This window comes from Paenibacillus sp. J22P218, from assembly GCF_056269195.1.
Genome location: NZ_JBWDNL010000007.1, coordinates 19,619 through 42,914, shown reverse-complemented (window position 1 = coordinate 42,914; position 23,296 = coordinate 19,619). Strand labels below are relative to the sequence as shown.

The 23,296-nt window shown below is 49.6% G+C and carries 22 protein-coding genes; 18 read left to right on the top strand and 4 right to left on the bottom strand.

Translation table 11 applies throughout. The features are described 5' to 3' along the window. Positions 1-3: 3 nt before the first annotated feature. Together AC0YN0_RS26100 and AC0YN0_RS26095 are read right to left on the bottom strand one after the other, a co-directional pair. Positions 4-432, bottom strand: coding sequence for a hypothetical protein (locus AC0YN0_RS26100; protein ID WP_475823892.1), 429 nt, complete (start codon positions 430-432; stop codon positions 4-6). A gap of 114 nt (positions 433-546) precedes the next feature. Further along, the gene (locus tag AC0YN0_RS26095) at positions 547-1,572 is read right to left on the bottom strand and encodes a matrixin family metalloprotease (protein ID WP_475823891.1); all 1,026 of its coding nucleotides are present in this window, start codon (positions 1,570-1,572) and stop codon (positions 547-549) included. 167 nt (positions 1,573-1,739) lie between these two features. Here AC0YN0_RS26095 and AC0YN0_RS26090 point away from each other — a divergent pair, with 167 nt between their 5' ends. Next, positions 1,740-2,264: a GNAT family N-acetyltransferase gene (locus AC0YN0_RS26090; RefSeq protein ID WP_475823890.1), complete on the top strand. Its 525-nt coding sequence runs from the start codon at positions 1,740-1,742 to the stop codon at positions 2,262-2,264. Between the two features lie 59 nt (positions 2,265-2,323). Here the strand turns inward: AC0YN0_RS26090 and AC0YN0_RS26085 are convergent, their stop codons facing one another. Beyond that, positions 2,324-2,965: a TetR/AcrR family transcriptional regulator gene (locus AC0YN0_RS26085; protein WP_475823889.1), complete on the bottom strand. Its 642-nt coding sequence runs from the start codon at positions 2,963-2,965 to the stop codon at positions 2,324-2,326. A 197-nt stretch (positions 2,966-3,162) separates the two neighbouring features. Here AC0YN0_RS26085 and AC0YN0_RS26080 point away from each other — a divergent pair, with 197 nt between their 5' ends. From AC0YN0_RS26080 to AC0YN0_RS26055, 6 genes are all read left to right on the top strand, one after another. Continuing rightward, positions 3,163-3,915 carry an SDR family NAD(P)-dependent oxidoreductase gene (locus tag AC0YN0_RS26080; protein ID WP_475823888.1) on the top strand — a complete coding sequence of 251 codons (753 nt, stop codon included), beginning with the start codon at positions 3,163-3,165 and terminating at the stop codon, positions 3,913-3,915. Positions 3,916-4,342: 427 nt separating this feature from the next. Continuing rightward, a complete protein-coding gene (locus AC0YN0_RS26075; protein WP_475823887.1) occupies positions 4,343-5,668 on the top strand; it encodes a sugar ABC transporter substrate-binding protein in 1,326 nt (441 codons plus the stop codon). Next, complete coding sequence (locus tag AC0YN0_RS26070) at positions 5,665-7,074, top strand: carbohydrate ABC transporter permease (protein WP_475823886.1); 1,410 nt, start codon at positions 5,665-5,667, stop codon at positions 7,072-7,074. The genes AC0YN0_RS26075 and AC0YN0_RS26070 overlap by 4 nt, the downstream gene beginning before the upstream one ends. A gap of 3 nt (positions 7,075-7,077) precedes the next feature. Next, the gene (locus AC0YN0_RS26065; RefSeq protein WP_475823885.1) at positions 7,078-7,932 is read left to right on the top strand and encodes a sugar ABC transporter permease; all 855 of its coding nucleotides are present in this window, start codon (positions 7,078-7,080) and stop codon (positions 7,930-7,932) included. A 16-nt stretch (positions 7,933-7,948) separates the two neighbouring features. Further along, positions 7,949-9,079, top strand: coding sequence for a glycoside hydrolase family 53 protein (locus AC0YN0_RS26060; RefSeq protein WP_475823884.1), 1,131 nt, complete (start codon positions 7,949-7,951; stop codon positions 9,077-9,079). A 153-nt stretch (positions 9,080-9,232) separates the two neighbouring features. Beyond that, positions 9,233-10,075 (top strand): helix-turn-helix domain-containing protein, encoded by an 843-nt coding sequence (locus AC0YN0_RS26055; protein WP_475823883.1) that lies wholly within the window; start codon positions 9,233-9,235, stop codon positions 10,073-10,075. Here AC0YN0_RS26055 and AC0YN0_RS26050 read toward each other — a convergent pair. Then, the gene (locus AC0YN0_RS26050; protein WP_475823882.1) at positions 10,072-10,590 is read right to left on the bottom strand and encodes a TetR/AcrR family transcriptional regulator; all 519 of its coding nucleotides are present in this window, start codon (positions 10,588-10,590) and stop codon (positions 10,072-10,074) included. The two genes, AC0YN0_RS26055 and AC0YN0_RS26050, sit on opposite strands and share 4 nt — an antisense overlap. A 295-nt stretch (positions 10,591-10,885) precedes the next feature. On the opposite strand from AC0YN0_RS26050, the gene AC0YN0_RS26045 reads away from it, so the two are divergent. The 11 genes from AC0YN0_RS26045 to AC0YN0_RS25995 all read left to right on the top strand — a co-directional run bounded on the left by AC0YN0_RS26045 (position 10,886) and on the right by AC0YN0_RS25995 (position 23,273). Then, positions 10,886-11,644 (top strand): SDR family oxidoreductase, encoded by a 759-nt coding sequence (locus tag AC0YN0_RS26045; protein ID WP_475823881.1) that lies wholly within the window; start codon positions 10,886-10,888, stop codon positions 11,642-11,644. Between the two features lie 221 nt (positions 11,645-11,865). Further along, entirely contained in the window at positions 11,866-13,137 is a 1,272-nt protein-coding gene (locus tag AC0YN0_RS26040; RefSeq protein ID WP_475823880.1) for an S-layer homology domain-containing protein, read from the top strand. Positions 13,138-13,310: 173 nt separating this feature from the next. Next, a complete protein-coding gene (locus AC0YN0_RS26035) occupies positions 13,311-14,075 on the top strand; it encodes an IclR family transcriptional regulator (RefSeq protein ID WP_475823879.1) in 765 nt (254 codons plus the stop codon). Positions 14,076-14,299: 224 nt separating this feature from the next. Next, a complete protein-coding gene (locus tag AC0YN0_RS26030; protein ID WP_475823878.1) occupies positions 14,300-15,451 on the top strand; it encodes an LLM class flavin-dependent oxidoreductase in 1,152 nt (383 codons plus the stop codon). Further along, positions 15,441-16,712, top strand: coding sequence for an LLM class flavin-dependent oxidoreductase (locus AC0YN0_RS26025; RefSeq protein WP_475823877.1), 1,272 nt, complete (start codon positions 15,441-15,443; stop codon positions 16,710-16,712). Before AC0YN0_RS26030 ends, AC0YN0_RS26025 begins: the two co-directional genes overlap by 11 nt. Before the next feature lie 280 nt (positions 16,713-16,992). After that, positions 16,993-18,153 (top strand): betaine/proline/choline family ABC transporter ATP-binding protein, encoded by a 1,161-nt coding sequence (locus AC0YN0_RS26020; protein WP_475823876.1) that lies wholly within the window; start codon positions 16,993-16,995, stop codon positions 18,151-18,153. Continuing rightward, on the top strand, positions 18,150-18,803 hold the full coding sequence (locus AC0YN0_RS26015; RefSeq protein WP_475823875.1) for an ABC transporter permease: 654 nt from the start codon (positions 18,150-18,152) through the stop codon (positions 18,801-18,803). The genes AC0YN0_RS26020 and AC0YN0_RS26015 overlap by 4 nt, the downstream gene beginning before the upstream one ends. A gap of 16 nt (positions 18,804-18,819) precedes the next feature. Then, complete coding sequence (locus AC0YN0_RS26010; protein ID WP_475823874.1) at positions 18,820-19,707, top strand: ABC transporter substrate-binding protein; 888 nt, start codon at positions 18,820-18,822, stop codon at positions 19,705-19,707. A gap of 101 nt (positions 19,708-19,808) precedes the next feature. Then, positions 19,809-21,155: an LLM class flavin-dependent oxidoreductase gene (locus AC0YN0_RS26005; RefSeq protein WP_475823873.1), complete on the top strand. Its 1,347-nt coding sequence runs from the start codon at positions 19,809-19,811 to the stop codon at positions 21,153-21,155. Further along, on the top strand, positions 21,148-22,473 hold the full coding sequence (locus AC0YN0_RS26000; protein ID WP_475823872.1) for an LLM class flavin-dependent oxidoreductase: 1,326 nt from the start codon (positions 21,148-21,150) through the stop codon (positions 22,471-22,473). The genes AC0YN0_RS26005 and AC0YN0_RS26000 overlap by 8 nt, the downstream gene beginning before the upstream one ends. Further along, positions 22,473-23,273, top strand: a complete 801-nt coding sequence (locus AC0YN0_RS25995; protein WP_475823871.1) for a DUF427 domain-containing protein — start codon at positions 22,473-22,475, stop codon at positions 23,271-23,273. The genes AC0YN0_RS26000 and AC0YN0_RS25995 overlap by 1 nt, the downstream gene beginning before the upstream one ends. The last annotated feature ends 23 nt before the right edge of the window (positions 23,274-23,296 follow it).

Here is a 23,296-nt window from a genome sequence, read left to right as displayed (position 1 = left end):
AAGCTATTCTGTCTTAGGATTGACCGCCTTCACGTATTTGCCTGGAGCTGCCTCAATGGCGATGGCGTCGCTCGTATCGATCTGGTCGATCGACCAAAGCTTCGTTCCGACTTCGTATTCGGTAGAAAAATTATTAGGCGTCGCTCCGGATTCCGTTAGTGATGTATATTGAATCTCGCCGATCTCTTCACTTGGCATGATCGCTTCAGCGAACGTAATTCTATAAACGGTATTGTTCCATTTGACTAGCGCATAAGGGAAGGAAGCGAATGACTTTGTTACGCTCTTCTTTAGGGTCTCTGTACTGCTATTGTCTGCCATGGCGGCGGCAGCGCTGGGAGCTTCGGCGGAGTCGTCAGCCCGACTGGCGGTATCGCCGTTCGAGCAAGCGCTAGTCAAAGCGATCAGTAGAATTAATATTAGTTTTTTCATCTTGTTCACCTCATCCTCTAAACGCATGGTTTGGCCTAGATGTTGCATATTATTGGAAAACAGAAAGAACCGCCTCTGCAAGCCGAGAGGCGGTTCTTTGTTCCTGCAGGGAGTCTACTTTATCTTCTTCTGATCCAGCTTCTTGCTCGATGCAATGTTCGCATACGAACTAGAATCGGCTACATAAATGCCGTCATCTTCGTTGATCGGAATATACGTTCCATCAGCCATCTTGCGCAGGAATAAGATGACCTCTTGTCCTCTCTTCAGGTAGGTGGACATATCGGAGAACACGGTAACTTCCCCGTCCGTTCCTCCCATTTGCGATAAAGTAATCGGTTGGTCGGATTCGTATTCGCCCTTCAGCACTTCGAGAACGCCAACGTTAACATCTGTTTTGTAATTTTTGTAGTCGCCTTTCTTATATTTGCTTCCCTTCTCTTTCACGACTTGGCCGCGTACAACGAGATCGGCCGCTTCGGTGAGCGCGGCTTCGTCCTCGTAATAGACGGACCAGGATGGATGAACGTAGACGCCGTCTGCCAGCGCTTCGGATTCGATGCTCGAATCGTCAAGCGCGAAGCTCGATTGGAGCGGGTACAAGCCGTTGACGACTGAGATATCGTTGGCGGAAGGGTTGAGCGCTCTCGCCGTTGTGCCGTTCGAATTAAACGTGTAAGGATGCATAATAGAGGTCGTCTCCACGACGGACGTATGCTCGAGACCTAGCGAATGCCCGACTTCATGCGCGGCAACGGCAGTAATTATGCTGCTCGTATACTTGCTCTGCGAGGTATAATACGTATTAATATTCAATGTCGCTTGCGATATGATGCCTCCGTCTACGGTGAATGTGCACAGCCCATCCCATGTGGCCATCGATGTGTTCACATTGACCGCATAATAGGTGCTGCTCGTTCCAAGCGTTGTGCTTATGTTAAAGTTCGTGTTGGTTTTCCATTTGTTGGCGCCGGCTGCCCATGGCGTAGTGGCGCTGCTCGTGTTGACGTACATCGTTTTCGTACGGCTTGCCCATTTGCCGAAAGAGGTGACGGTTGCGGATGCCGGCGTGCTGTTCACGAGCAAGGTTACTACCGTTAGTACGGCGGCGATACTGACTAGCATTCTCTTTTTACGCATAAATAATTACCCTCCTCAATGTGTCTAACGATTCATGCATTCTGTAAAAATAACCAAATCTATCCTATTAACGTGTCGATATATGATATAGTTGCAACAAAAAGGAAATTTGATCGGGCGGCAAATGATCCAATAGTAGCGGATCAACGAAGGGGAGGCGGGCAGGAATGGAGAAAGTTCGATTAACGAAGCCTACAGAAGCTTTGAGGGATGCTTATATGGCGTACTATATGGAATGGCAATTGAGCGGCGAAGAAGCTGTTCCGTGGGTCATCGGCAAAGATCCTTCTGATTTCCAAGAAATGCTTAGGTGGTATGATGAGCGGGAGAGGGGAATTAACCTGCCTGAAGGCTGGGTGCCGGATTCTACATATTGGTTTGTAGGCGAGAACGGGCTGCTGCTTGGCGTTGTTAACATCAGACATGCTTTAATTCCTTTTCTGTTGGATAGAGGCGGCCACATCGGATACGGGATTCGTCCTTCGGAACGAAGAAAGGGTTATGCCGGCGAGCTGTTGCGGCTTTCTCTAATTGAAGCGAAGCATCTGGGCATCAACCGCGTTCTTGTGGTATGCGACGAAAGCAATGCAGCTTCTGCCAAAACGATTCTAAAAAACGGCGGCATCCCAGATCACGATTTTGTGGAAGAAGACGGCAATGTAATTAGAAGGTTTTGGATCGACAATAAATAAGCCGAGCGTTACGGAAGTTTTAGCTTCCGTTCTGCCCGGCTTTCTTTCGTTACCTGTGATTATGCTTTTAAATAATCAATGAATACTTTTCTGAGAATGGCCAACTGATGATCGGACTCCAGATCGGACTCCAGCAGCAAAATGTTTTTCTGCGAGGACAGCTTCTTGGAAAAAAGTCCGAACGCATTAACGAGCGTCGTCAACGTCTCGCGAACCGGAAGATCGGATCGTACAGAGCCGTCAGCGATGCCTTGCTGGATAATCTTCGCATATTCACGCGATACGCTCCGGTTCAAGGCGTTGAATTCCAAAATATCTTCAAGCGGCTCCGTGGAATGAGAGGCGTAGCTCTCGAAATCAGCCATAAACTTTGCGCTGGGGTTGTTATGGTCCTCGATGAAGAAGTCGAACAACACCTCGTGCTTCTCCAGGCAGTTCATTGGAAGCGCGGCGATCGCCTGGAAGCGCTCGTAGATTGGCTCCAGCAGCTTGGAGGCGACGGCAACGACAAGCTTCTCTTTTTTGGCAAAATAACGGAATAGTGTCGCGATGCCGATATTCGCTTCGCTCGCAATATCCTGCATTGTCGTTTTCTCGATTCCCTTCTTCGTGAACACGCGCTCCGCTGCATCGATGATTGTTGCTAATCGGTGCTGCTTGCTGTCATAACGTTCCTTCTCGTATCTTTCTTTTGGATCCATGAGCACCTTGTCCTTTTCCGTTCTTCGCACCTGTATTTCTAGCTATTATACCGATAGGGGCATCCTGTAAGCAAGATACAATTGAGTTCTGAATCGTCGTGTGATATTATATGAATCATAGTAATAGACATACTATCACAACCTGCTTTCCAATAGATCATCTTTAGTGAAAACACTCGTGAAGGGGAGAGATGAGCATGACTAGATTATCGAATAAAGTAGCAATCGTAACGGGAGCCGGCAGCGGCATGGGACGCGAGGAAGCGCTCTTGTTCGCAAGCCAAGGGGCGGCTGTCGTAGCAACGGATATTAATGAAACGGCTGTTCAAGCGGTTGTAAGCGAGATCGTTGCAAGCGGCGGACAAGCGATTGCTTTCGGACACAACGTCGCGTCAGAGGATGAATGGGTCAAAGTAGTGGAAGGCGCGATAGCCGCATACGACCGCATCGACGTTCTCGTCAATAATGCGGGCATCTCGCTGGCGATCGGCTTACTGGATACGACCGTCGAGCAATGGAATAAAGTAATGGCAATCAACTTGACGAGCACCTTCCTTGGGATGAAGCATGTCGTTCCGCATATGCAAGCGAACAAGGGCGGTTCTATAATAAATATTTCCTCTATCGCAGGACTGACGGGCAGCAGCGGTGCCGGCGCGTATACCGCATCCAAAGGCGGCGTTCGGATGTTGACCAAAGCGGCAGCAGCCGACTTCGGCAAAGACAATATTCGCGTCAATTCGGTTCACCCTGGCTATATTGAGACACCGATGAGCTCCGAGCACGTGAACAACAAGCAAATGCTGCAATGGTTCTTGTCGCAGACAGCGTTGCCGAGAGTGGGACGAGCTTCCGAGGTCGCGCAAGCGGTGTTGTTCCTTGCTTCCGATGACGCATCGTATATTACAGGCGTCGAGCTGCCGGTGGACGGCGGCGTAACGGCGAAGTAAGCGGGTTTAAATAACAGGATGGAGCAGGAACTATTTCTGCTCCATCCTGTTTCTTTTTTTGGCGATCCTCGCTTCGTTGCACATTATGCAACAGACAGGGCTCTTTAACACTCCTCCACAGAGCCTCGTTGCAGTAAGTGCAACAGAATACGGAATTTTGCTACTACTTCGCCTATGAAAAGCTGATTCCGTTGCACAATCTGCAATCAGCGCTCGGCATGGATGCTGAAAAGCGCAGGTCTGTTGCAGAAAGTGCAACGACAGCCTTCTCTTCCTTTCAACCACCCTCATAATCGACGACTTCAACGTGCGTGAAACCATAAGATTCTTATACTTTCGACCCTCCGTTTATTATATATAAATCAAATTGTAATCGCTTTATAATTCGATGTGAGATGGAAAGATATTTCATATCAGGGGGATAAAAATGAAAAAACTAGGTTTATTTAGCGTAAGCGCTGCTTTGGTTGCGACGTTGGTTATGTCCGGCTGCGGAAGCGCAGGGAACAATTCAAGCGCGAATTCGGCAGCGGACGACGAATTGGAATGGGATACGTCGGCAATGGAATACGTCATGGAGCCGGAGGTCGCTTCCGGAGAACAACCGCTTAAGGTTTGGGTTGAATACGAGGACTATGGCAAAGCGCTCGTGGAAGCTTTCAAGGTAAAATACCCAAAGGTGAATGTGGAGATTGAAGTTGTCGCGAAGGTGGACAGCGTCGACCGGATGGCGCTTGACGGAGAGGCGGGCAAAGGCGCAGACGTCTTCATGGCCAACTACGATAAGCTGGCTCAGGCGATAGATAACGCAACGGCGGCACCGCTAGGGAAGTATGAGCAATCGTTGAAGGAAAGCATGCCGAATACATTCGTCGAAGTGGCTAGCCATGACGGCCAAATGTTCGGCATACCGATTTCTACGGAATCGATTGCGCTCTTTTACAACAAAACATTGCTTAAGGAGCTTACGGGAAGCGACAAGCCGGCTGCCACTTGGGAAGAGATAACGGAGCTGGCGGGCACCTACAATAACAGCAGCTCTAACCAATGGACGATACGATTCCTTGCGGGACAGTTGTATTATGCTTACCCGGTGCTTTCATCGCTTGGCTGGCATCTGTACGAAGACGATGATCTTGATAAGCCGAACTTCGATTCAGAGAAGTTGACCAAGGGACTGGATTACTACAAGAAGCTTCGCGATATTTGGAACGTTAACTCGGCCGATGCCACTTGGGATTCCATCGAGAGCGAATTTGTCAAAGGCAAGACGCCATATGTCATAACAGGACCGTGGGTGTTCAAGGACTTCGATAAAGCAGCCGCCGACAACAAATTCGAATATGGCGTGACGAAGCTGCCGAAAGCGGCCTCAGGGGAAGATGCTGCTTCCTTGACGGGGATATCGGTAGCGATCGTATCGGGTTATTCCAAATATCCGGCGGCAGCTCGGGTGTTCGCCAACTTCATGGCATCCGACGAAGGCGCAGCCGCGTTATACAAATCAACAGGAGCTATTCCCGCCATTAAAGGCGACCGTCTGCAAAATATCGAAGGGATCGACGGCAATGAGCATATTGCAGGCATTATTGCACAGTCGGAAAATGCTGACTTGACCCCGCAAATTCCAGAATACATGTATACGTCCGGCAATGCGCTTATCGTAAACGTATGGGATAATCTGATGCCGGTAGGCGACGCGCAGCAGAAGGCTGAGAAGGAATATGCTGACTTGAAGGCGTTAGGCAAGTGAGATTAGTAACAGGCAACGTAGAAGGCGCAGCAGCGAGCCCTATGCATAAAGGGCGGATGGCTGCATGGTTCCCCGGATTATTGTCCGTAATCGTCTGGGGAGCCGGCCAGTTGGCGAATCGTCAATACTTAAAAGGTATATTTTTCTTTCTAATTGGCATGAGCGGCGCGGCGGCGGAGATTGCTACAGGCAACTATATCGCTATGGAAGGCGGCTTCCGCTTCCGAGAGAATGGCGGCTTTTTCCTGAAGGGCATCTGGGGTCTCCTTACGCTGGGAACGCATCCGCGCAAAATGGGGCTTAACGGACTGACCGATGGCGATCATTCTATCGTACTTATGGCTAATGGCATCATTGCTCTGTTCTTCATCATGCTCTTATTCCTTTTCTATGTATGGAATATATACGATGCGGCACGTACGAGACGGCTGTTGAATGAAACCGGTGTGCAGAGAAGTTCGCTGCATGATCTACGAAGGTTATGGGAGTCGATGTACGCCTACATCATCCTGTCACCAACCGCGGTGCTTATGCTGTTCGTCTGCGTGCTGCCGATCGTGTTCGGCGTGCTCATTGCATTTACCGATTATAGCAGGGGCAATACGCCGCCAACGAAGCTTATTCACTGGGTCGGACTGGACAATTTCGCTACAGTTACGCAGGTGTTCTCGTGGATGCATACATTCGTAGGCGTGCTGTTATGGACGTTCGTCTGGGCGATATTGGCGACGGTAACGACGTACTTCGCCGGGTTCTTTCAAGCCGTGCTGTTGAATGATTCCTCAGTTAAGCTCAAGAAGCTGTGGCGCAGCATTTATATTTTGCCTTGGGCGGTACCGGCGATGATTTCGGCGCTTGTGTTCAAGTCGATGTTCAATGGACAATTCGGTCCTGTCAGCCAATTTCTTATGGATATCGGCTTGACGTCTGAACGGATCTATTGGTTCACCGATCCAAGCCATTCTTATTTGGCGCGAATATTGGCATTGCTCATTAATTTGTGGTTGGGCTTCCCTTATTTCATGGCATTAATCGGCGGTACGTTGACGACCGTGTCGGAAAGTTATTACGAGGCGGCGCGTATCGACGGAGCATCCTCGGGTCAAATGTTCTGGAGAATTACGTTCCCGCTCGTCTATAAGGCGACTGCGCCATTATTAATGCTTTCTTTCGTTAGCAATTTCAACAATTTCGGAGTTATTTACTTCTTAACGGAAGGCGGTCCGGCGAACCCGGATTACAACTTCGCGGGCAACACCGACTTGTTGATTACTTGGTTATACAAGCTGACGCTGGACAACAGGCTGTACAACATGGGGGCGGTCATGTCGATCATCGTATTCCTGATCGTTGCCAGCTTCTCGCTAATTAATCTGCGGAAATCGAAATCTTTCGAGGAGCTTTGAGTTATGAAAGCAATGAATCGCAAGCAAACAAGCGTTGCAGGTCTGCTCAGGACGCTGCTCATCTACGTCGAGCTCATCGTTGTTGCCATTATCGTTATTTATCCGCTCATTTGGATAGTCGGAGCATCCTTCGGCAGCTCGAAGGGACTGGCCAACGCGTCGGCAATACCGGATAATGCCACATTGCAAAATTATAAGGAGCTGTTCCAGCATACGAACTTTCCGATTTGGTATATGAACACGCTGAAGGTAGCGGCGGCCAACATGGTATTCGGCGTACTGCTGTCCACGCTCGGCGCGTATGCATTTTCCCGGTTCAAGTTCAAGGGGAAGAAGGCAAGCTTGCTTACCATACTTATTTTGCAAATGTTTCCTGCTTTCCTGACGGCGATTGCTGTATACATGCTGTTCCTTAACTTCGGATTGCTGGACAGCTTAACGGGACTGGTCGTTGTCGGGGTCGCCGCGCAGCTCCCGTATAACATCTGGTTGTTGAAAGGCTACCTCGATAACATTTCAATAAGCTTTGATGAGGCAGCTCTTATCGACGGGGCAACCCGGACACAAATATTTATTCGAATTATTATGCCTCTGGCAACGCCGATGCTCACTTTCGTTGCCGTATTGCAATTCGCCGCACCATGGATGGATTTCATATTGCCTAGGCTGCTTATATCTAGCGAGGAGAAAAAGACAGTCGCGATTGGATTATATTCCATGATTAGCGACCAGACGAGGAATGAATTTACTCTTTTCGCAGCAGGCTCCGTGCTTGTTGCCATTCCGATAGCCGTCTTGTATATCGCGCTACAGAAGTATTTGATCAACGGCTTGACCGCAGGCGGAGACAAAGGATAGGAGAGGGTAGACAGAGATGGATCATACGTTCATTAAGGGTGCAGACGTTTCGATGCTGAAGGAAGTAGAGACACTCGGGGGAGCCTATTTTCTCGATGGTCGGAAACAGGACTTATTCGAGATTTTGAAGCTGAACGGACTGAATGTCGTAAGGCTTCGGTTATGGGTTAATCCTCATGATGAGGAAGGCAATCCGTATATGGGCGGCACGAATGACTTGGAGACGACGATTGAGCTCGCGCGCCGAGCGAAGGAGCACGGCCTGCAATTCATGCTTAACATCCACTACAGCGATTTCTGGTGCGATCCGAAGAAGCAATACAAGCCTAAAAGCTGGCATGCGCTGACGGGCTATGAGCTTGAGGAAGAAGTCTATCGCTATACGAGAGAAGTGCTTGAGGTATGCAGAGCATGCGACGTATTGCCGGACTTCGTACAGATCGGCAATGAGACAACGAACGGCATGTTATGGCCGGAAGGCAGGACGCCTAAGTATTTGTTTGAAGATCGGAAGTTCGAGGCGGCCTCGGGAGAGGAATGGAAGTCATCGTACGATCGATTGGCACGCCTGCTTAGCGCTGGAATTCGGGCGACAAGAGAGTGCGGCTCCATGCGAATTATTTTGCATCTCGATGCGGGGGGCTCTAATGTGCTTTACCGGACCTGGTTCGATGAGATGCGTGCTCGAGGCGTCGATTACGACATAATAGGCTTGTCCTATTATCCGATCTGGCACGGCAGTCTGGAAGAACTGCGCTTCAATATGGAAGATATAAGCGGAAGGTATGACAAAGAAGTGCTCGTCGTCGAGACGGCGTACGGTTTCACATCGGATAGCCCGTCAGGGGGAGATATCTTCAACGAAGAACTAGCATCGCGCGGCGGTTACCCGGCTACGGTTCAAGGCCAAAAGCAGTTTCTGCATGACCTGATGACAACGGTGAGCCAGCTTCCGGCGCACAAGGGACTAGGCATCGTATACTGGGAGCCGGGCTGGCTGCCGGTGGAGCATACGAGCTGGGCAAGCCTCGCTGGAATGAAGTATGGCAACGATGTCGCTTCAATGGGGAATCACTGGGCTAACCAAGGCTTATTCGATTTCCAAGGAAAAGCTCTCGATTCGATAAATGTGTTCAACCAATTCTAGCTATAAGAGCGTTCTGTTCCTGTTATTAAAATGGAGCAGAATGCTTTTTTTTCAGCATTCTTTCAGCTAACGCTAAAAAGGGAAAAGGAGGATATTGTCGAACAGTTAGCAAAAAGAATGACATATTAAGTCTAATAATGGGTGGGATGAATCGTGCATTGGGCAGATGAGAACATTAGATGCGTCTTCAACTCCTTGGAGCGCTCATTGCCTGTCTACGTCGAGACGATTGGCTATAGCGCATGGGAGCGGATATTCACGAGACCCGACGGGTACCCGTACTATCATTGGCTGCATACGCTTGAAGGGGAGGGGAAGTTCGATCTCGCAAGCGAAAGCCTCTCCCTGACAGAAGGAAAAGGTGTTCTGCTGACGCCGTTCACCCCGCATGCTTACTACCCCGTTACAGACCGGTGGTCCACTATTTACATAACGTTCGGTGGGGCAGCTGCGCCTGCTATATTGGAGTCTCTCGATATGAACAGCTCTGCGATGTATACGGAGCAAGCAGATCGCGTTTCTTTCTCGAGCATCATGGGAGAGATGCTTCATAGGGCAGACCGGGACGCCGAATTCTCAGGTCTGGAATCTTCTACGGAGCTGTACCATTTGCTTATGCTGCTGCGAAAATTCGGAATGCGCAATGATCAGCCGTCGTTATCCCAGTATTATGATAAACTAAGGCCCGTCGTACAGTGGATGGAGAATAACTGCGCAGCTAACGTTGGACTTCCCGAAATCGTGGAGCAAGCTCAAATGAGTGTTTCTTACCTGAATGAACTGTTCCGCGACGCCTTCGGCATGAGCCCGTATTCGTTCCTCATTCAATTGCGAATACGGGAGGCCAAAAAAATTATGGTCCATAATCCAGGGATGGCGCTTAAGGATGTATCTGCAAAGGTCGGTTTTAACGACGTAAGCCATTTTGTCGCTACCTTCAGGAAGAAGGAAGGCGTGACCCCTGCGAAGTACAGAGAGCTGCACATTGCCGATTAGTGACGCATATGGATGGGGCTTGTTATGGCTTGACTGTTAATTAATTTGTGAAGCTGCTCTTGCATATAGGACGGTGAATACGGAAAGCCGTTCTCGATCCAGTAGAAGATTAGGCCGTGCAATGAGCTTACGCTGTAGACCGTGAGCAGCTCTTGATTGATTTCGTTGTTTATCTGCTTCATATCCGTGATGGACAATTGCTGCAGGACGCGATACATTCTGTCCTTAATGACATGGAGGACGTCGCTGTTTACTAAGGCGCTATAGCTGGAAGCCCGTGTATGGATATGCTCGAATATTTTGATCGCGTTCGCCGACATTTCGGCAACATGAAATACTTTGACCTGCTCATACGGTGACCGATACGCTTGCTTGAATTCATCCATCAGCTCGTCAATGATCTCGTCAAGCAGAGCTTCCTTATTATCATAATGAGCGTAGAACGTGCCGCGATTGTAATTGAAGAGCTCGACGATTTCCGTAATCGAGATAGAGGAGAACTTTTTCTTCATCATAAGTGATAACAACGCCTGTTTCAGGGCATCTTTACTTCGTACAATCCTGCGGTCAAGCTTGGGCTTGGACACTTGCACCTTGCATCACGTCCTTTTTATTGCAGCGTTAACGAACATACGAGGCCTCATTGTTCATTACTGAACAAACGGCCGGCGATTACTGATTGTTCGTCCATTTAACCTTTATTATACTAAAAGCATCATGTGATGTGATGTTTATCCTGTCGCATGATTGCTAATGTTGAGCGGTTTCGATGAATAGAGCATGACCAATTGAGCAAACGGAGGATGAAGCATGAAACTATCAGGCAAAGTAGCTATTGTGACGGGTGCGGCATCGGGAATGGGCAAAGCAATTGCACAATTGTTTGCGGCAGAAGGCGCTAAAGTAGTCGTATCGGATATTAATGTAGAAGCGGCCGGCAAGGTTGTCGATGAGATCGTAAGCAAGGGCGGAACGGCGCTTGCGCTGGCAACGAATGTCGCTAAGGAAGAAGATATTCAGAACTTGATCGACACGACGGTACAGCAATACGGCACGCTGGACATTCTTGTTAACAACGCGGGCATTATGGATAACTTCGATCCGGCTGCCGATCTGACGGACGAGCTGTGGGATCGCGTCTTCGCGGTGAATACGACAGGCCCGATGAGAGCGACACGCAAAGCCTTGAAAATATTCCTCGAGAAAAAAAGCGGAGTCATCGTAAATATCGCCTCTGCAGGCGGATTGCAGGGTTCCAGAGCGGGCGCGGCTTATACGGCGGCTAAGCATGCCGTAGTCGGCTTCACGAAAAACGTTGGCTTCCAATACGCGAATGAAGGCATCCGTTGCAATGCGATTGCGCCAGGCGGTGTCATTACGAATATTAGTTCCACGCTCACCGCACCGAACGAGTTTGGCATGGGCCGCGCGATGGCCGGCATGGGCATTAACCCGCGCGCGGGCGAGCCTGAGGAAATCGCGAAGGTTGCTTTGTTCCTCGCTTCCGATGACGCAAGCTTCGTGAACGGTACGGTCGTTACAGCAGATGCAGGTTGGCTGGCTTATTAAACATACAGTCAATAAATTAGCGGTCCCGCTTCGGGACCGCTATTTCATATGCTAATGCATTATAAAACTTAATCTGTAATCAAAGGGTAATCTCAATTATTAATTGGTTATTATTCATAATCTAGCTATTAAAAAAGAAAAATGTGTAAATAAACGGAATGACAAACAGACTGCCCTGATGTATTATATATTAGTAAATTATTGGGATGGGAGTCGTTCATGTGACAGTAGGAACAGCAGCAAGCTATTTTACGAAAAAGACGGTTTCATTATTTCTTATTCTTTCTCTATTCATCGCTTTGGTACCAACCGTACAAGCCGATGCAGCGTCGTATTCCGACGTGGAGAAGCACTGGGCGAAGGACACGATTGCGTGGGCACAAGCCAACAAGATTGTTAATGGTTATCCAGACGGCACGTTCAAGCCGAACAAACTCGTAACTGAAGCAGAGTTTGTGAAGATATTGCTAGGCGCATTCAAAGTCGAAGTAGGCGAGACGGCAGCGGGAGCACATTGGACGGATGCAGTCTATCAATCCGTCGATGCATTCAATTACCCGGTTAAGGGCGCAGATAGCAAGGAGATTCGCAGCCAATCGATTAGCCGATTGTCGGTTGCCGAGATTATTGCAGGCGCTAACGGCGTGAATTATGAAGGCAATAACGCTATTCATTATTTGCTGGCCAACAAGCTATCCAAAGGCAAAGACTCCGCAACGATCAAGGGTTACCAAGGCGAAGGGCTGTTGACTCGCGCCGAAGCGGTCCAGTTTATTAAGAATGTAAAGGATGCAGGGATGACGGAGTTGAAGGTACGCCCCGAAGCGCCTTCCGATCCAACCCAGCTTCCTCCGCTGAAAGTAGATATTTCGACCACGATCAAAGGCGCGAAGAACATCGTTCTCGACTATGCGCTTGAAGATCTGAAGGAGTTCTATCCGTATACGTATACAGGCGATAGCGAGAAAGTGACATGGAGCCTTAGATTTCCGTTCAAAACGGAGCTTCCAGCTTGGAGCGATGGCGAGGACTACGGTATTCGCATCGACCCGAACACAGGCCGCTTAACGATTGGCTGGTACTTCTGGGTTGGCGAATTCGAGGTTGTCGCAACGTCGCAAAAAGACGGAGCGATCGTCGGCGTTCAGAAGGTACGCTTGGACTATAACAATATCAAACAAATCACAAGCAGCAATGGCGTTATCGAATTTACTTTTATCGACGAGCCGGACTGGTTTGAATACGAGTATGACGGCAAAACGTACAAGGCGAATATGAATATCGATGAAGTCGATCTTTCTTACGATGTGGACGGAGAGTACACTCCGATCGAGATTACATCGAGAGAATACGATGCCAAAGCCAATAAGGTGACGTTCCGCTTCACGCCATTCAAAGCAACGGATAAGGAACAAACATTTATCGTCGATATCGGTTACATGGAGAGCACTTATTTGTCGGCTACGGTATTTACCGTTCCAGCGGCACAATAAATTTGAAATAGGGAGGGTCTGCTTATGAGCAGGCCCTTTTTCTATGTGACAAAGCATTGCTATTTTAATGACGGTTAACTATACTTTTTGAGAGGTTGCAACCTGTTATAACTAACCAGATTTCATATCTGCATGAAACGATCGATTGTATGGACGTAAATGGAGGTTGTAAAATGAACGGAACGCAAACGCTCAGCCGTGCGCTCGATATCTTATTCGCATTGGCCGAATCGAACGGCACTTTATCCGTTACCGAAATTGCGGATAAGGCTGGTTTGCCCGAGAGCACGACTTACCGCTTTCTTCAGACGCTGGAACAGAACGGCATTGTAGAGCGTAAAGGAAAGCGTCAGATAGGGTTGGGACTGCGGATATTGGACTTGGCAAGAAGTCTTACGCAGCAAACCTATAGGGAATTGCTTTCATTGGCATTGCCGATTATGCAGGAATTGACGGAAAAAACGCATGAAACTTCATTGCTGTTCATTCGCTCTGGAATCAATGCCATTTGCATTCAGCATGTCAAAAGCCGCGAATTGATTCAGTTTGTTATTGAAGACGGACGCTCGCTGCCCTTGCATCTTGGCGCATCCGGGAAAGTCATTTTAGCTTATGAAAATCAGAAGTTCCAGGAAAAGTTTATTAAGGATATAGAGGCGGAAGGTTATACCGGGTCTCCGTCAGATTTACGGGAAGAGCTTGCTTCTATTCGTAGTAAGGGAGTTGCCGTTACGCATGGGGAAGTTGATTCGGATGTATTTGCAATTGCGGCTCCGATCCTCGACAGCTACAATATGGTTGTTGCCAGTATTTCCATTGCCGGCCCTAACTTTAGATTCGTGAAGGATTCGGACAACGAGGGGCTTGTCTGGCACGCGGCTCAACAGCTATCCCGAAAATTCGGAATGCAGGCAAGCGAAAATTCGGAACCTATATAGTGAATTTACAAAAACGGGGCTGTCTCAAAAGGTTAAAACACCTTTAGGGACAGTCCTGTTTTTTTGTTTGTTTAATTCGGATAAGAATACTATGAAAAGATGTTGACAGACGAAAAGAATGGTTATATATTTACTAGTATTATCGATATGTAATATTTAAATATCTAATAATGATAATTTATAAAAAACTCTAATTCGTATTTGATCGCAAGGGAGTGAACGCGTTGAGTCATCGCTTGAGAGAAAGACCGCTTCTATTCGCGCTGTCTTTGGGAGACGCGGGCACGAGCATCGGGGAACAGGATAGGCAGGCTCAGAGCCGATCGGCTGCGGCCGAATGGAGAAGTTGGTACCGACAAAAGGTCCAGCTAGCCGAATCGGCGGGTTTCGCATTCATACTGGAGAGGGATCCGGCGTCTGGAGCCCCTATTGCCGTAGAACCCTTTTCCAATACGCCCATTCATCTAGACGGCTATTCGTTAATGGGTTATCTAGCAGGAATAACGAGCCATATCGGCCTCATAGCCGAAGCGGCTGTTTGCCGTAATGAGCCGTTCCACGTCGCGCGATCGCTATCGTCCTTGGATCATGCCAGTGGCGGCAGGGCAGGATGGCAATTGGCATTAGGGCAAACGGCTGGCGATTGCGAGGAGCGGAAAGCGGAGTTTTTCGATGTCGCGATGAAGCTGTGGGACAGCTGGGACGATGAGGCGATATTGGCGGATCAAGCAAGCGGCCGTTTTTTGGATGGCAATCGTGTACGCACGATCGATCATCGTGGCCGGCACTTTAACGTTGCAGGGCCGCTTAGCATTCCGCGTCCGCTGCAAGGGTATCCTGTACTGGCGACGGAAGAGCAGTCTGCTTTAAGCGATGATTACGCGGCATGTTGGGCGGATATTGTTATGTTGCGCCCGGCATCCTTCGCAGACGCTATCGAAAGAAATCGGAAAATAAAGCGTCGCCTTCAAGCGGAAGCGAGACAGTTTGCGCTCATTAAGATTGAAGTAACGGAGTCGATGGAAAGTGTGGCAGAACGAGACAAGCAAAATCCTATTGGAAGCGACCAACGAGGACGAGAAGCGAAACCTCTGCTTCTGCTATCCGGTACGGCTGAGCAATTGGCGGATGAATTGCAATACTGGTTCGACCAACAAGCGGTCGATGGCTTCATTCTTTCATCGGAGACTTTGATGGCGCATGTGAAAGCGTTCGTGGAACAAGTCATTCCTTTGCTTGAGCAGAAGGGCATCGTGCAACGAAGCTACCAAGGCCAATCTCTTCGAGAAAACATCGGATTATCGCGTCCGGGAAATAGGCTGTATTCTCTTACTGAGGAACATCAGAGGAAGGGGAATAACGACTATGGCAGGTAAAAGATTGATCTTAAGCGCCATCATGTCCACGGTCAATACATGGCGGCATCCGGGGCTGGATCCGAAAGGTATCTTTACGCTCGAGTTTTATAAGGAGCTGGCGCGAACGGCCGAGCGCGGCAAGCTCGATATGCTTTTTTTTGGCGATGCCTTATCCTTGCCGGGTCAGGAGCGGGGAGACCGAATCGCCGAGCATGCCCTTACAAGAGGCATTGAGCCGTTAACGCTTATCTCGGCGTTATCATCGCACACCGAAAGAATAGGTCTCATTTGTACGTTGAATACGAGTTATATGGAGCCTACCCAAATTGCCGGCAAGATGGCGACTGCCGATTTGTTAAGCGGAGGCCGAACAGCTTGGAATGCGGTGACCGGCACGATCGGCAAAGACGATGACAATCTGTTCAAGCGGGAAGAGATGAGCCATGCCGATCGTTATGAGCGGACGGACGAATATATCGAGCTGGTTAAGAAGCTTTGGCGAAGCGGCGCCTCTTCCGAAGCAGCTTTCCATCATCGGGGCAAATGGTTTGAAGTTAACGAGGAGTTGAACATCCCTGTATCCGAGCAAGGGCAGCCTTTGATTATCCAGGCCGGCAGATCGGCCGAATTCCAGCGTCAAGCCGCGAAGACGGCCGATGCCGTATTTACGACCTTCTCCAATCTGGAGGAAGGAAGAGCCTTTTACGCGAACGTCAAAAACCAAATGGCTCCATTCGGAAGAAATCGCGACGATATCAAAATATTGCCGGGTTTGCGCCCGATTATAGCGGCTACCGAAGAAGAGGCGCTTCAGAAGCAGGCCTATCTATCGAGTCTGATTCATCCAACCCTGTCCATTAACAGCCTTTCGCAAAGTCTCGGATTTGATCTCTCGGATTACGATCCTAACGGACCTCTGCCCGAGCTGCCTGAGCCAAGCTCTCCCCTGACGCATGATGATTTGGCTTACCGCAGCCAATTAGCGGAGCTGGCTTCCAAACAAAATCTGTCGATCTTGGAGCTGAGCCGAAAAATATCCGATTCGCGAGGCCATCTGTCTTTTGTTGGGACCCCTGAGAAGCTTGCCGACTATATGGAGGAGTGGCTGGATAAAGAAGGAAGCGACGGCTTTAATATTATGTTTCCGTATTTGCCGGGTGGTCTAAACGACTTCGTGGATTTGGCAATTCCGGTCCTGCAACGCAGGGGATTGTTCCGCAACGACTATGAGGGGGCGACGCTGCGCGAACACTTGGGTTTGCCAGAACGAAGCCAATAGCTTTACAATGGTAAAACTATTAATCCGATTGGAATAGTTGGTTGACAGAATGATGTTTATAAAATATATTTAACTAGTAATAATTGATTATCATTAAGTGATAAATAATCCAACCATGCCAATGGAGGGTGTTTAATACAGATGGTATAGAGCTCCATCGGGAGGTGTTCCATTCTCTTATTTGGCGAAGGTTGATTCGATTATTTATTTTTTCGAATATTAAACCAACTAAACTCATCGGAAATTATGGTTAAAATTTGTTTGGAGAAAGGATACATGCATGAGCGCAACGGCGATTGACTTCAGAAACGTGACCAAAAGCTACGGATCCGGCAACGTGTTAGAAGATTTTAACTTGTCGATTCCGACAGGGAAAATTTTAACGCTTATCGGACCATCAGGCTGCGGGAAGACAACGCTGCTGAAAATGATCAACCGCCTGGTGGATGCCGATGCCGGTACGATCTTCGTGGAAGGAAGAGATATCGGCAGTCTCGATCCCGTCTTGCTTCGCCGCGATATCGGATATGTCATTCAGCAGATCGGGTTATTCCCGCATATGACGATCGAAGACAATATTACGATAGTTCCACGCTTGAAATCAGCGAAGAAGAAGAAGAAGGAGCTTGCTGATCGCGCAGCCCAGCTGCTTCAAATGGTCGGCCTTGAGCCGGAGAAGTTCCGGCGCCGGTATCCCCATGAGCTTAGCGGGGGACAGCAGCAGCGCATAGGCGTAGCCAGGGCGCTTGCTTCGGAGCCGTCAATCATTTTAATGGATGAACCTTTCAGCGCGCTTGATCCGATTAGCCGTGTCCAGCTTCAGAACGAGCTTATAGGGTTGAACCAGAAGGTGGGCAAGACGATCGTTTTCGTAACGCATGATATCGATGAAGCCTTAAAGATCGCGGATGTCATCGTATTGCTCCGGGATGGCAAGATTGAACAGATCGGTGCTCCCGATGAACTGCTGCGCAATCCCGCAAGCGATTATGTGAAGGAGTTCGTTGGAGCTGAGCGATATGCAGCCAAAGAGGATAACCGCTTCGCTAATCACTCGGCTACAGCCCGAAATTTCATAACGGAGCCCGTCTTCATACCAAACGACCAAACCGTTGCTAGAGCAGTTAAGGTGGCGGATGATACAAGGGCCGAAGGGCTGATTGTATTAAATGAAAACAAGGTTTACACAGGTATCATGTCCGCACTGGAGCTGCGTGCCCTGGATAAGCTTGACGGAACTGCCTTATTGTCGGACCTGCAGCCCGTCAAAGTAGACCCCATTGCTGCTGACGCTCCGCTAAGCGTAGTGCTGCAAGCTCTCAAACGGAATGCCATCATTCCCGTATTCGGGAACAACGATCATATCGGCGGAGTTATTAGCCAAGCGAGTATTATCGAGGCGGCTGCCGCTAAGCTGCTTCCCGAGGAGGTGAAGGCGTGAATCTGTTTTTCGAAAGACTGGCTCGGGATTGGCCGGAAATTGCCGCCAAGACGGTCGAACATGTTAACGTTGCCTTCATCTCCGTGGCGATTGCATGTCTAATCGCGATTCCGCTCGGCATCTACTGTACGCGCCATGAGCGGTTCGCCAAAGTGATTCTTACCGCTATTTCCGTCGTTCAGACGATTCCAAGCTTGGCATTATTCGGCTTTCTCATTCCGATTGTCGGGATTGGCACCAAGCCGGCCGTCATCGCGTTGACGCTCTACGCGCTGCTCCCGATTCTTCAGAATACGTATGAGGGCATTAGAGGGGTTGACCAATCCGTCATTGAATCCGGTGTCGGAATGGGGATGACCAGAGGGCAACTGCTATGGAAGGTGCAAATGCCGATTGCCCGCAGCTACATGATGGCCGGCATCCGATTGGCAGCCGTGCATGCCATTAGCGGAGCGACTATTGCTTCCTATATCGCAGCGGGCGGACTCGGCGACATTATTACCCGCGGTCTGGCCTCGATTAATACGATTACGCTATTAGAAGGGGCTTTGCCTGTATCGCTGCTTGTTATCATCGCTAACATAATTTTGTTTGTCTTATACCGACTGCTGACGCCAAAAGGACTGCGTCATACGTTGAATAAACGATAAAGGGGTTTGTATTCATATGAAAAAATGGTTCGGTATCGCTTTAAGTCTGGTTTTGGTTATTATGCTGGCAGCTTGCTCTTCATCTAAATCCTCTGGTTCAGGAACGATTACAATCGCGACGAAAGGTTTCGGCGAGCAGGATATTCTTGCTAATATCGTGGCGCAGCTGATCGAGAAGGAAACGGATTTGTCTACGAAAATCGTCAAGCTGAACGATACGCTGCTCTACGACGGCATCAAGTCCGGCGAAGTGGATACTTATGTGGAATATACGGGAACGGCATTGCTGAACGTGTTGAAGCATGAGCCGGTATACGAGCCGAGCGAAGCCTACGACATCGTCAAGAAAGGCATGAAAGAGCAAAACAACGTCGAGGTGCTGGGTAAAATCGGCTTTAACGATACGTTGGTATTCGTTATGCCGAAAGACAAAGCGGATGCTCGCGGCATCAAAAACTTGACCGACGTCGCGGCGCAGTCACAAGAGCTGGTGCTTGGCGCTTCGCAGGTTTTCATTACGCGCGAGGACGACTTGCCGCTCATTAATAAAGTTTACAATACGCAATTCAAAGAAATCAAAACGATGGATCCGGGCTTGCAGTTCAAAGCGGCCGAAGACGGCCAAATCGATATTTTCACGACTTTATCCACTTCGGGCACATTGCCTTCAACCAACAACGTCATTATTGAAGATGACAAAAATGCTTTCGTTCCTTACGATGCGGTGCCTTTCGTAAAAGGAGCAACGCTTGAAGCTCATCCCGAGCTTAAGGACGTATACGCTAAATTGGCGGGCAAAATCAATGACGAAGCGATGCAGAAGCTAAACGAGCAGGTAGATATTGAGCAAAAGCTGGCAGCCGACGTGGCGAAGCAATGGCTTGAGGAAAATGGATTGCTATAATTGCCTGTCTATTTGCTAGGTAAAATCAATGCAGAAAAGAGCCGCTTTACTCAAAATGGCTCTTTTCTCTCTTTACTGACAAGAAAATGAGGTGGAACGGCATGACTAACCGGCCAAAGCACATGATTTTAAATGCATTTCTTTCTACTAACCATAACGGCAGCTGGCGTTATCCGGGCGGTGATGCGGAGCGTCACCGCTTTTCCTTCTATAAGAAGGTTGTACAAACCGCCGAAAGAGGCAAAATGGATATGTTTTTTGTCGCCGATAAATTGGCCGTATTCGATCATGAAGCGATGCGTATCTATACGAGCTACATTCGAATGGAGCCTTTTGCGCTTCTTTCGGCCTTAGCGGCAGTAACCCGGCATATCGGCCTTGCGGGCACGCTTTCCACGACGTATAACGAGCCTTTTCACGCGGCGCGCAAGCTGGCATCGCTCGATCATCTTAGCGGTGGCAGGGCGGCATGGAATGTCGTGACGTCTACGAACGACGAGGAAGGCCGGAATTTCGGCAGAGAATCGCATTTGGAGCATGGCAAACGTTATGCGCGTGCGGATGAATTCGTTGAGGTCGTGAAGGGGCTCTGGGACAGCTGGGAGGACGATGCCTTCGTTGTCGACAAGGAATCAGGCGTATTCGCCAATTCAGATAAACTTCATGTTCTTAATCATGTCGGCGAGCATTTCTCGGTTAGAGGACCGCTCAACGCCGCTCGTCCGCCCCAAGGCAATCCGGTCATCGTATACGCGGGAGCTTCGGAGGCGTGCCAGGAGCAGGCTGCCCGGAACGGGGATGCGGTATTCGTATCGCCGGAATCGCCAGACGAGGCGAAGAAGCTGTACGCCAGCTTCAAGGATCGATTAGCCAAATACGGACGCCAAGCGCATGATTTGAACATTTTGCCTGGCGTATTGGTCATCGTCGGGCAGACGGAGGAAGAGGCGCGGTCGAAGTCGGAGCTGCTGGACAGCCTGATTCCGGAGGGCCTTGGCCTATCGCGCTTGCAGGACTTATTCGGAGTCGATTACTCCGCCTATCCGCTGGATGAGCCGCTTCCTAAGCTGGCCGATACGCTTGCTCCTGACCAAACGAATAAACGACTGTTAATCAAGCTTATCGAAGCGGAATCGAGCGGGTTAACGGTTCGGGGGTTATATACCGACCTAATGAAGGCTTCGATGTGGGAAATCGTAGGGACGCCCGAGCAGGTTGCCGACGAGCTGCAGCTGCGGTTCGAAAGCGGTATGGCTGACGGCTTTAATATTACATCTCCTTATTTGCCAGGCGGGTTGGACGAATTCGTCGATCACGTTATTCCGTTGCTGCAGCAAAGAGGACTGTTCCGAACGGAATACGAAGGGACCACCCTGAGGGACAACTTGGGGCTAACCCGTCCAGTGAATCGCTATGCCTTGTCGGGAGGAGAGAAATCAAATGGTTAAAAGAAACGATAGAATGCTGCTTGGCGCCTTTACCTCTTCGACTCATTTGGCGAATTGGAGGCATCCGGAGGCCGCATCTGACCAATTCATGCAGCTGGACTATTATAAGCGCTTGATTCAAGCGGCCGAGCGGGGATTGTTCGACCTTTTTTTTGTCGCGGATAAATTATGCATATACGAATCCGAGCTTGCGATCAAACATACGTCTAATTTTCAAAGCGTCGAGCCTATCGGCTTACTGTCGGCGTTATCCGCGGTAACCGAGCATATCGGGCTTGCGGCAACTTTATCGACCAGCTATCATGAGCCGTTCCACGCGGCGAGGTCGCTCGCGACGCTCGATCATCTGAGCGACGGCAGGGCGGCATGGAATATCGTTACTTCAACGAACGACGAGGAAGCGCGTAATTTTGGCAGGGAAAACCATTTCACGCATGCGGAACGATATGAGCGCGCGCAGGAGTTCGTCGACGTCGCACTTGGGCTATGGGACTGCTGGGAGGAAGGGGCTTTCGTTGCTAACAAGGAAACAGGCGTGTTTGCCGATACGAGCAGGCTGAAGCCGCTTGAGCACAAAGGGAAACATTTTCGCGTCAAAGGTCCGCTCAATCTTGGCCGTTCGCCGCAAGGTCGTCCGGTTATTGTCCATGCCGGATCTTCGGAGGCCGGTATGAAGCTTGCCGCTTCGCAGGCGGATATCGTGTTTACGACCCCGCGAACGCTGGAAGAGGGGATAGCGCAATACAATGCATTCAAGAGCAGACTTGCCGCATATGGAAGACAACCGGAGCAATTAAAGGTAATGCCGGGCGTGTTCCTCATTGTCGGGAGGACGGATGAGGAAGCTGCCGAGAAGGAAGCGCAACTCGCCGAACTGGTGCTGCCCGAAGTCGGGCTGGATTCGCTGTCTAGCAGCTTGGGCATCGATTTGTCCGTGCTGCCGCTCGACGGTCCAATGCCGGCATTGCCGGACCGCGATACATTCAACAAAAGCAAAACAGGCCTGGACAGCATAGCCGCCTTGGCCGCCAAGGAAAACCTGACGATTCGCCAGTTCTATCAACGCTTCTCCAAATCGAAGCTCGCATTCGAGATTACCGGCTCGCCGCAAACGATTGCCGATCAGCTGGAGCTTTGGTTCGAATCGGGCGCTGCCGACGGTTTTAACATCATACCTTCGCATACGCCTGGGGGGCTGGAAGATTTCGTAGAGCTTGTCGTGCCTGAATTGCAAAAGCGGGGTCTCGTTCAGCAAGAGTACGCGGAAGGAACTTTGAGCGAGCAGCTTGGACTGAAAATAAAGGAGGCGATTTTATAATGGAAAACCAAGATTTGTTGTGCGAAGTCCCTACCGTCAAAGAACGGACGATCGGTTTCGAGCCAGTAAAACGTAAAGTGAAGGTAGTGTTTAACGGAGCGACGATCGTAGAGAGCGAACATGTCATTTTGGTGCGCGAAGAGAAGGTTGTGCCCGTCTATTATTTTCCGCTATCGGATGTTAATGAGCAATGGCTGGTGAAAACCGACCGCAGCTCATTCTGCAACTTGAAGGGGACCGCTTCCTATTGGCACATCAAGGTAGACGGCGAACTGGCGCAGAACGCGATTTGGACGTACGAGGATCCGATCGAAAAAAGCGCATTTCTGAAAGGGTACATCGCTTTCTATTGGAAAAAAGTTCAGGTGTTCGAGGAAAACGAGCAAGTATTCGGTTTCCCGCGCGATCCCAAAGTACGCATCGATACGCTGCACAGTACTCGAGCGATTAAAGTCGTCGTTAATGGCGAGACGCTTGCCGAGAGCCAGCAGCCCGTCATTCTTTTCGAAACGGGAATGGCTCCGCGATATTTTTTGCCGAAGGAAGACGTACGGCTGGATAAGCTTACATTGACGGACAAAACGGCATACTCGCCCTACAAGGGAACTTCGGAAGTCTGGACGGCGAACATAAACGGGCTTAAAGAAGAGATTGCTGTTCGTTACTCGGATCCTGCTCCCGAAGCGCTTAAACTGAAGGATTTGATTGGTTTCTATCAAGAGAAGGCGGAGGCTTTCTATATCGACGGGGAAAAGTGGGAGCCCGTCGAAGGCGAGCATCTGTATCTGAAAGGCATCTGATTGCCTCAATAGGCTAGGAACAT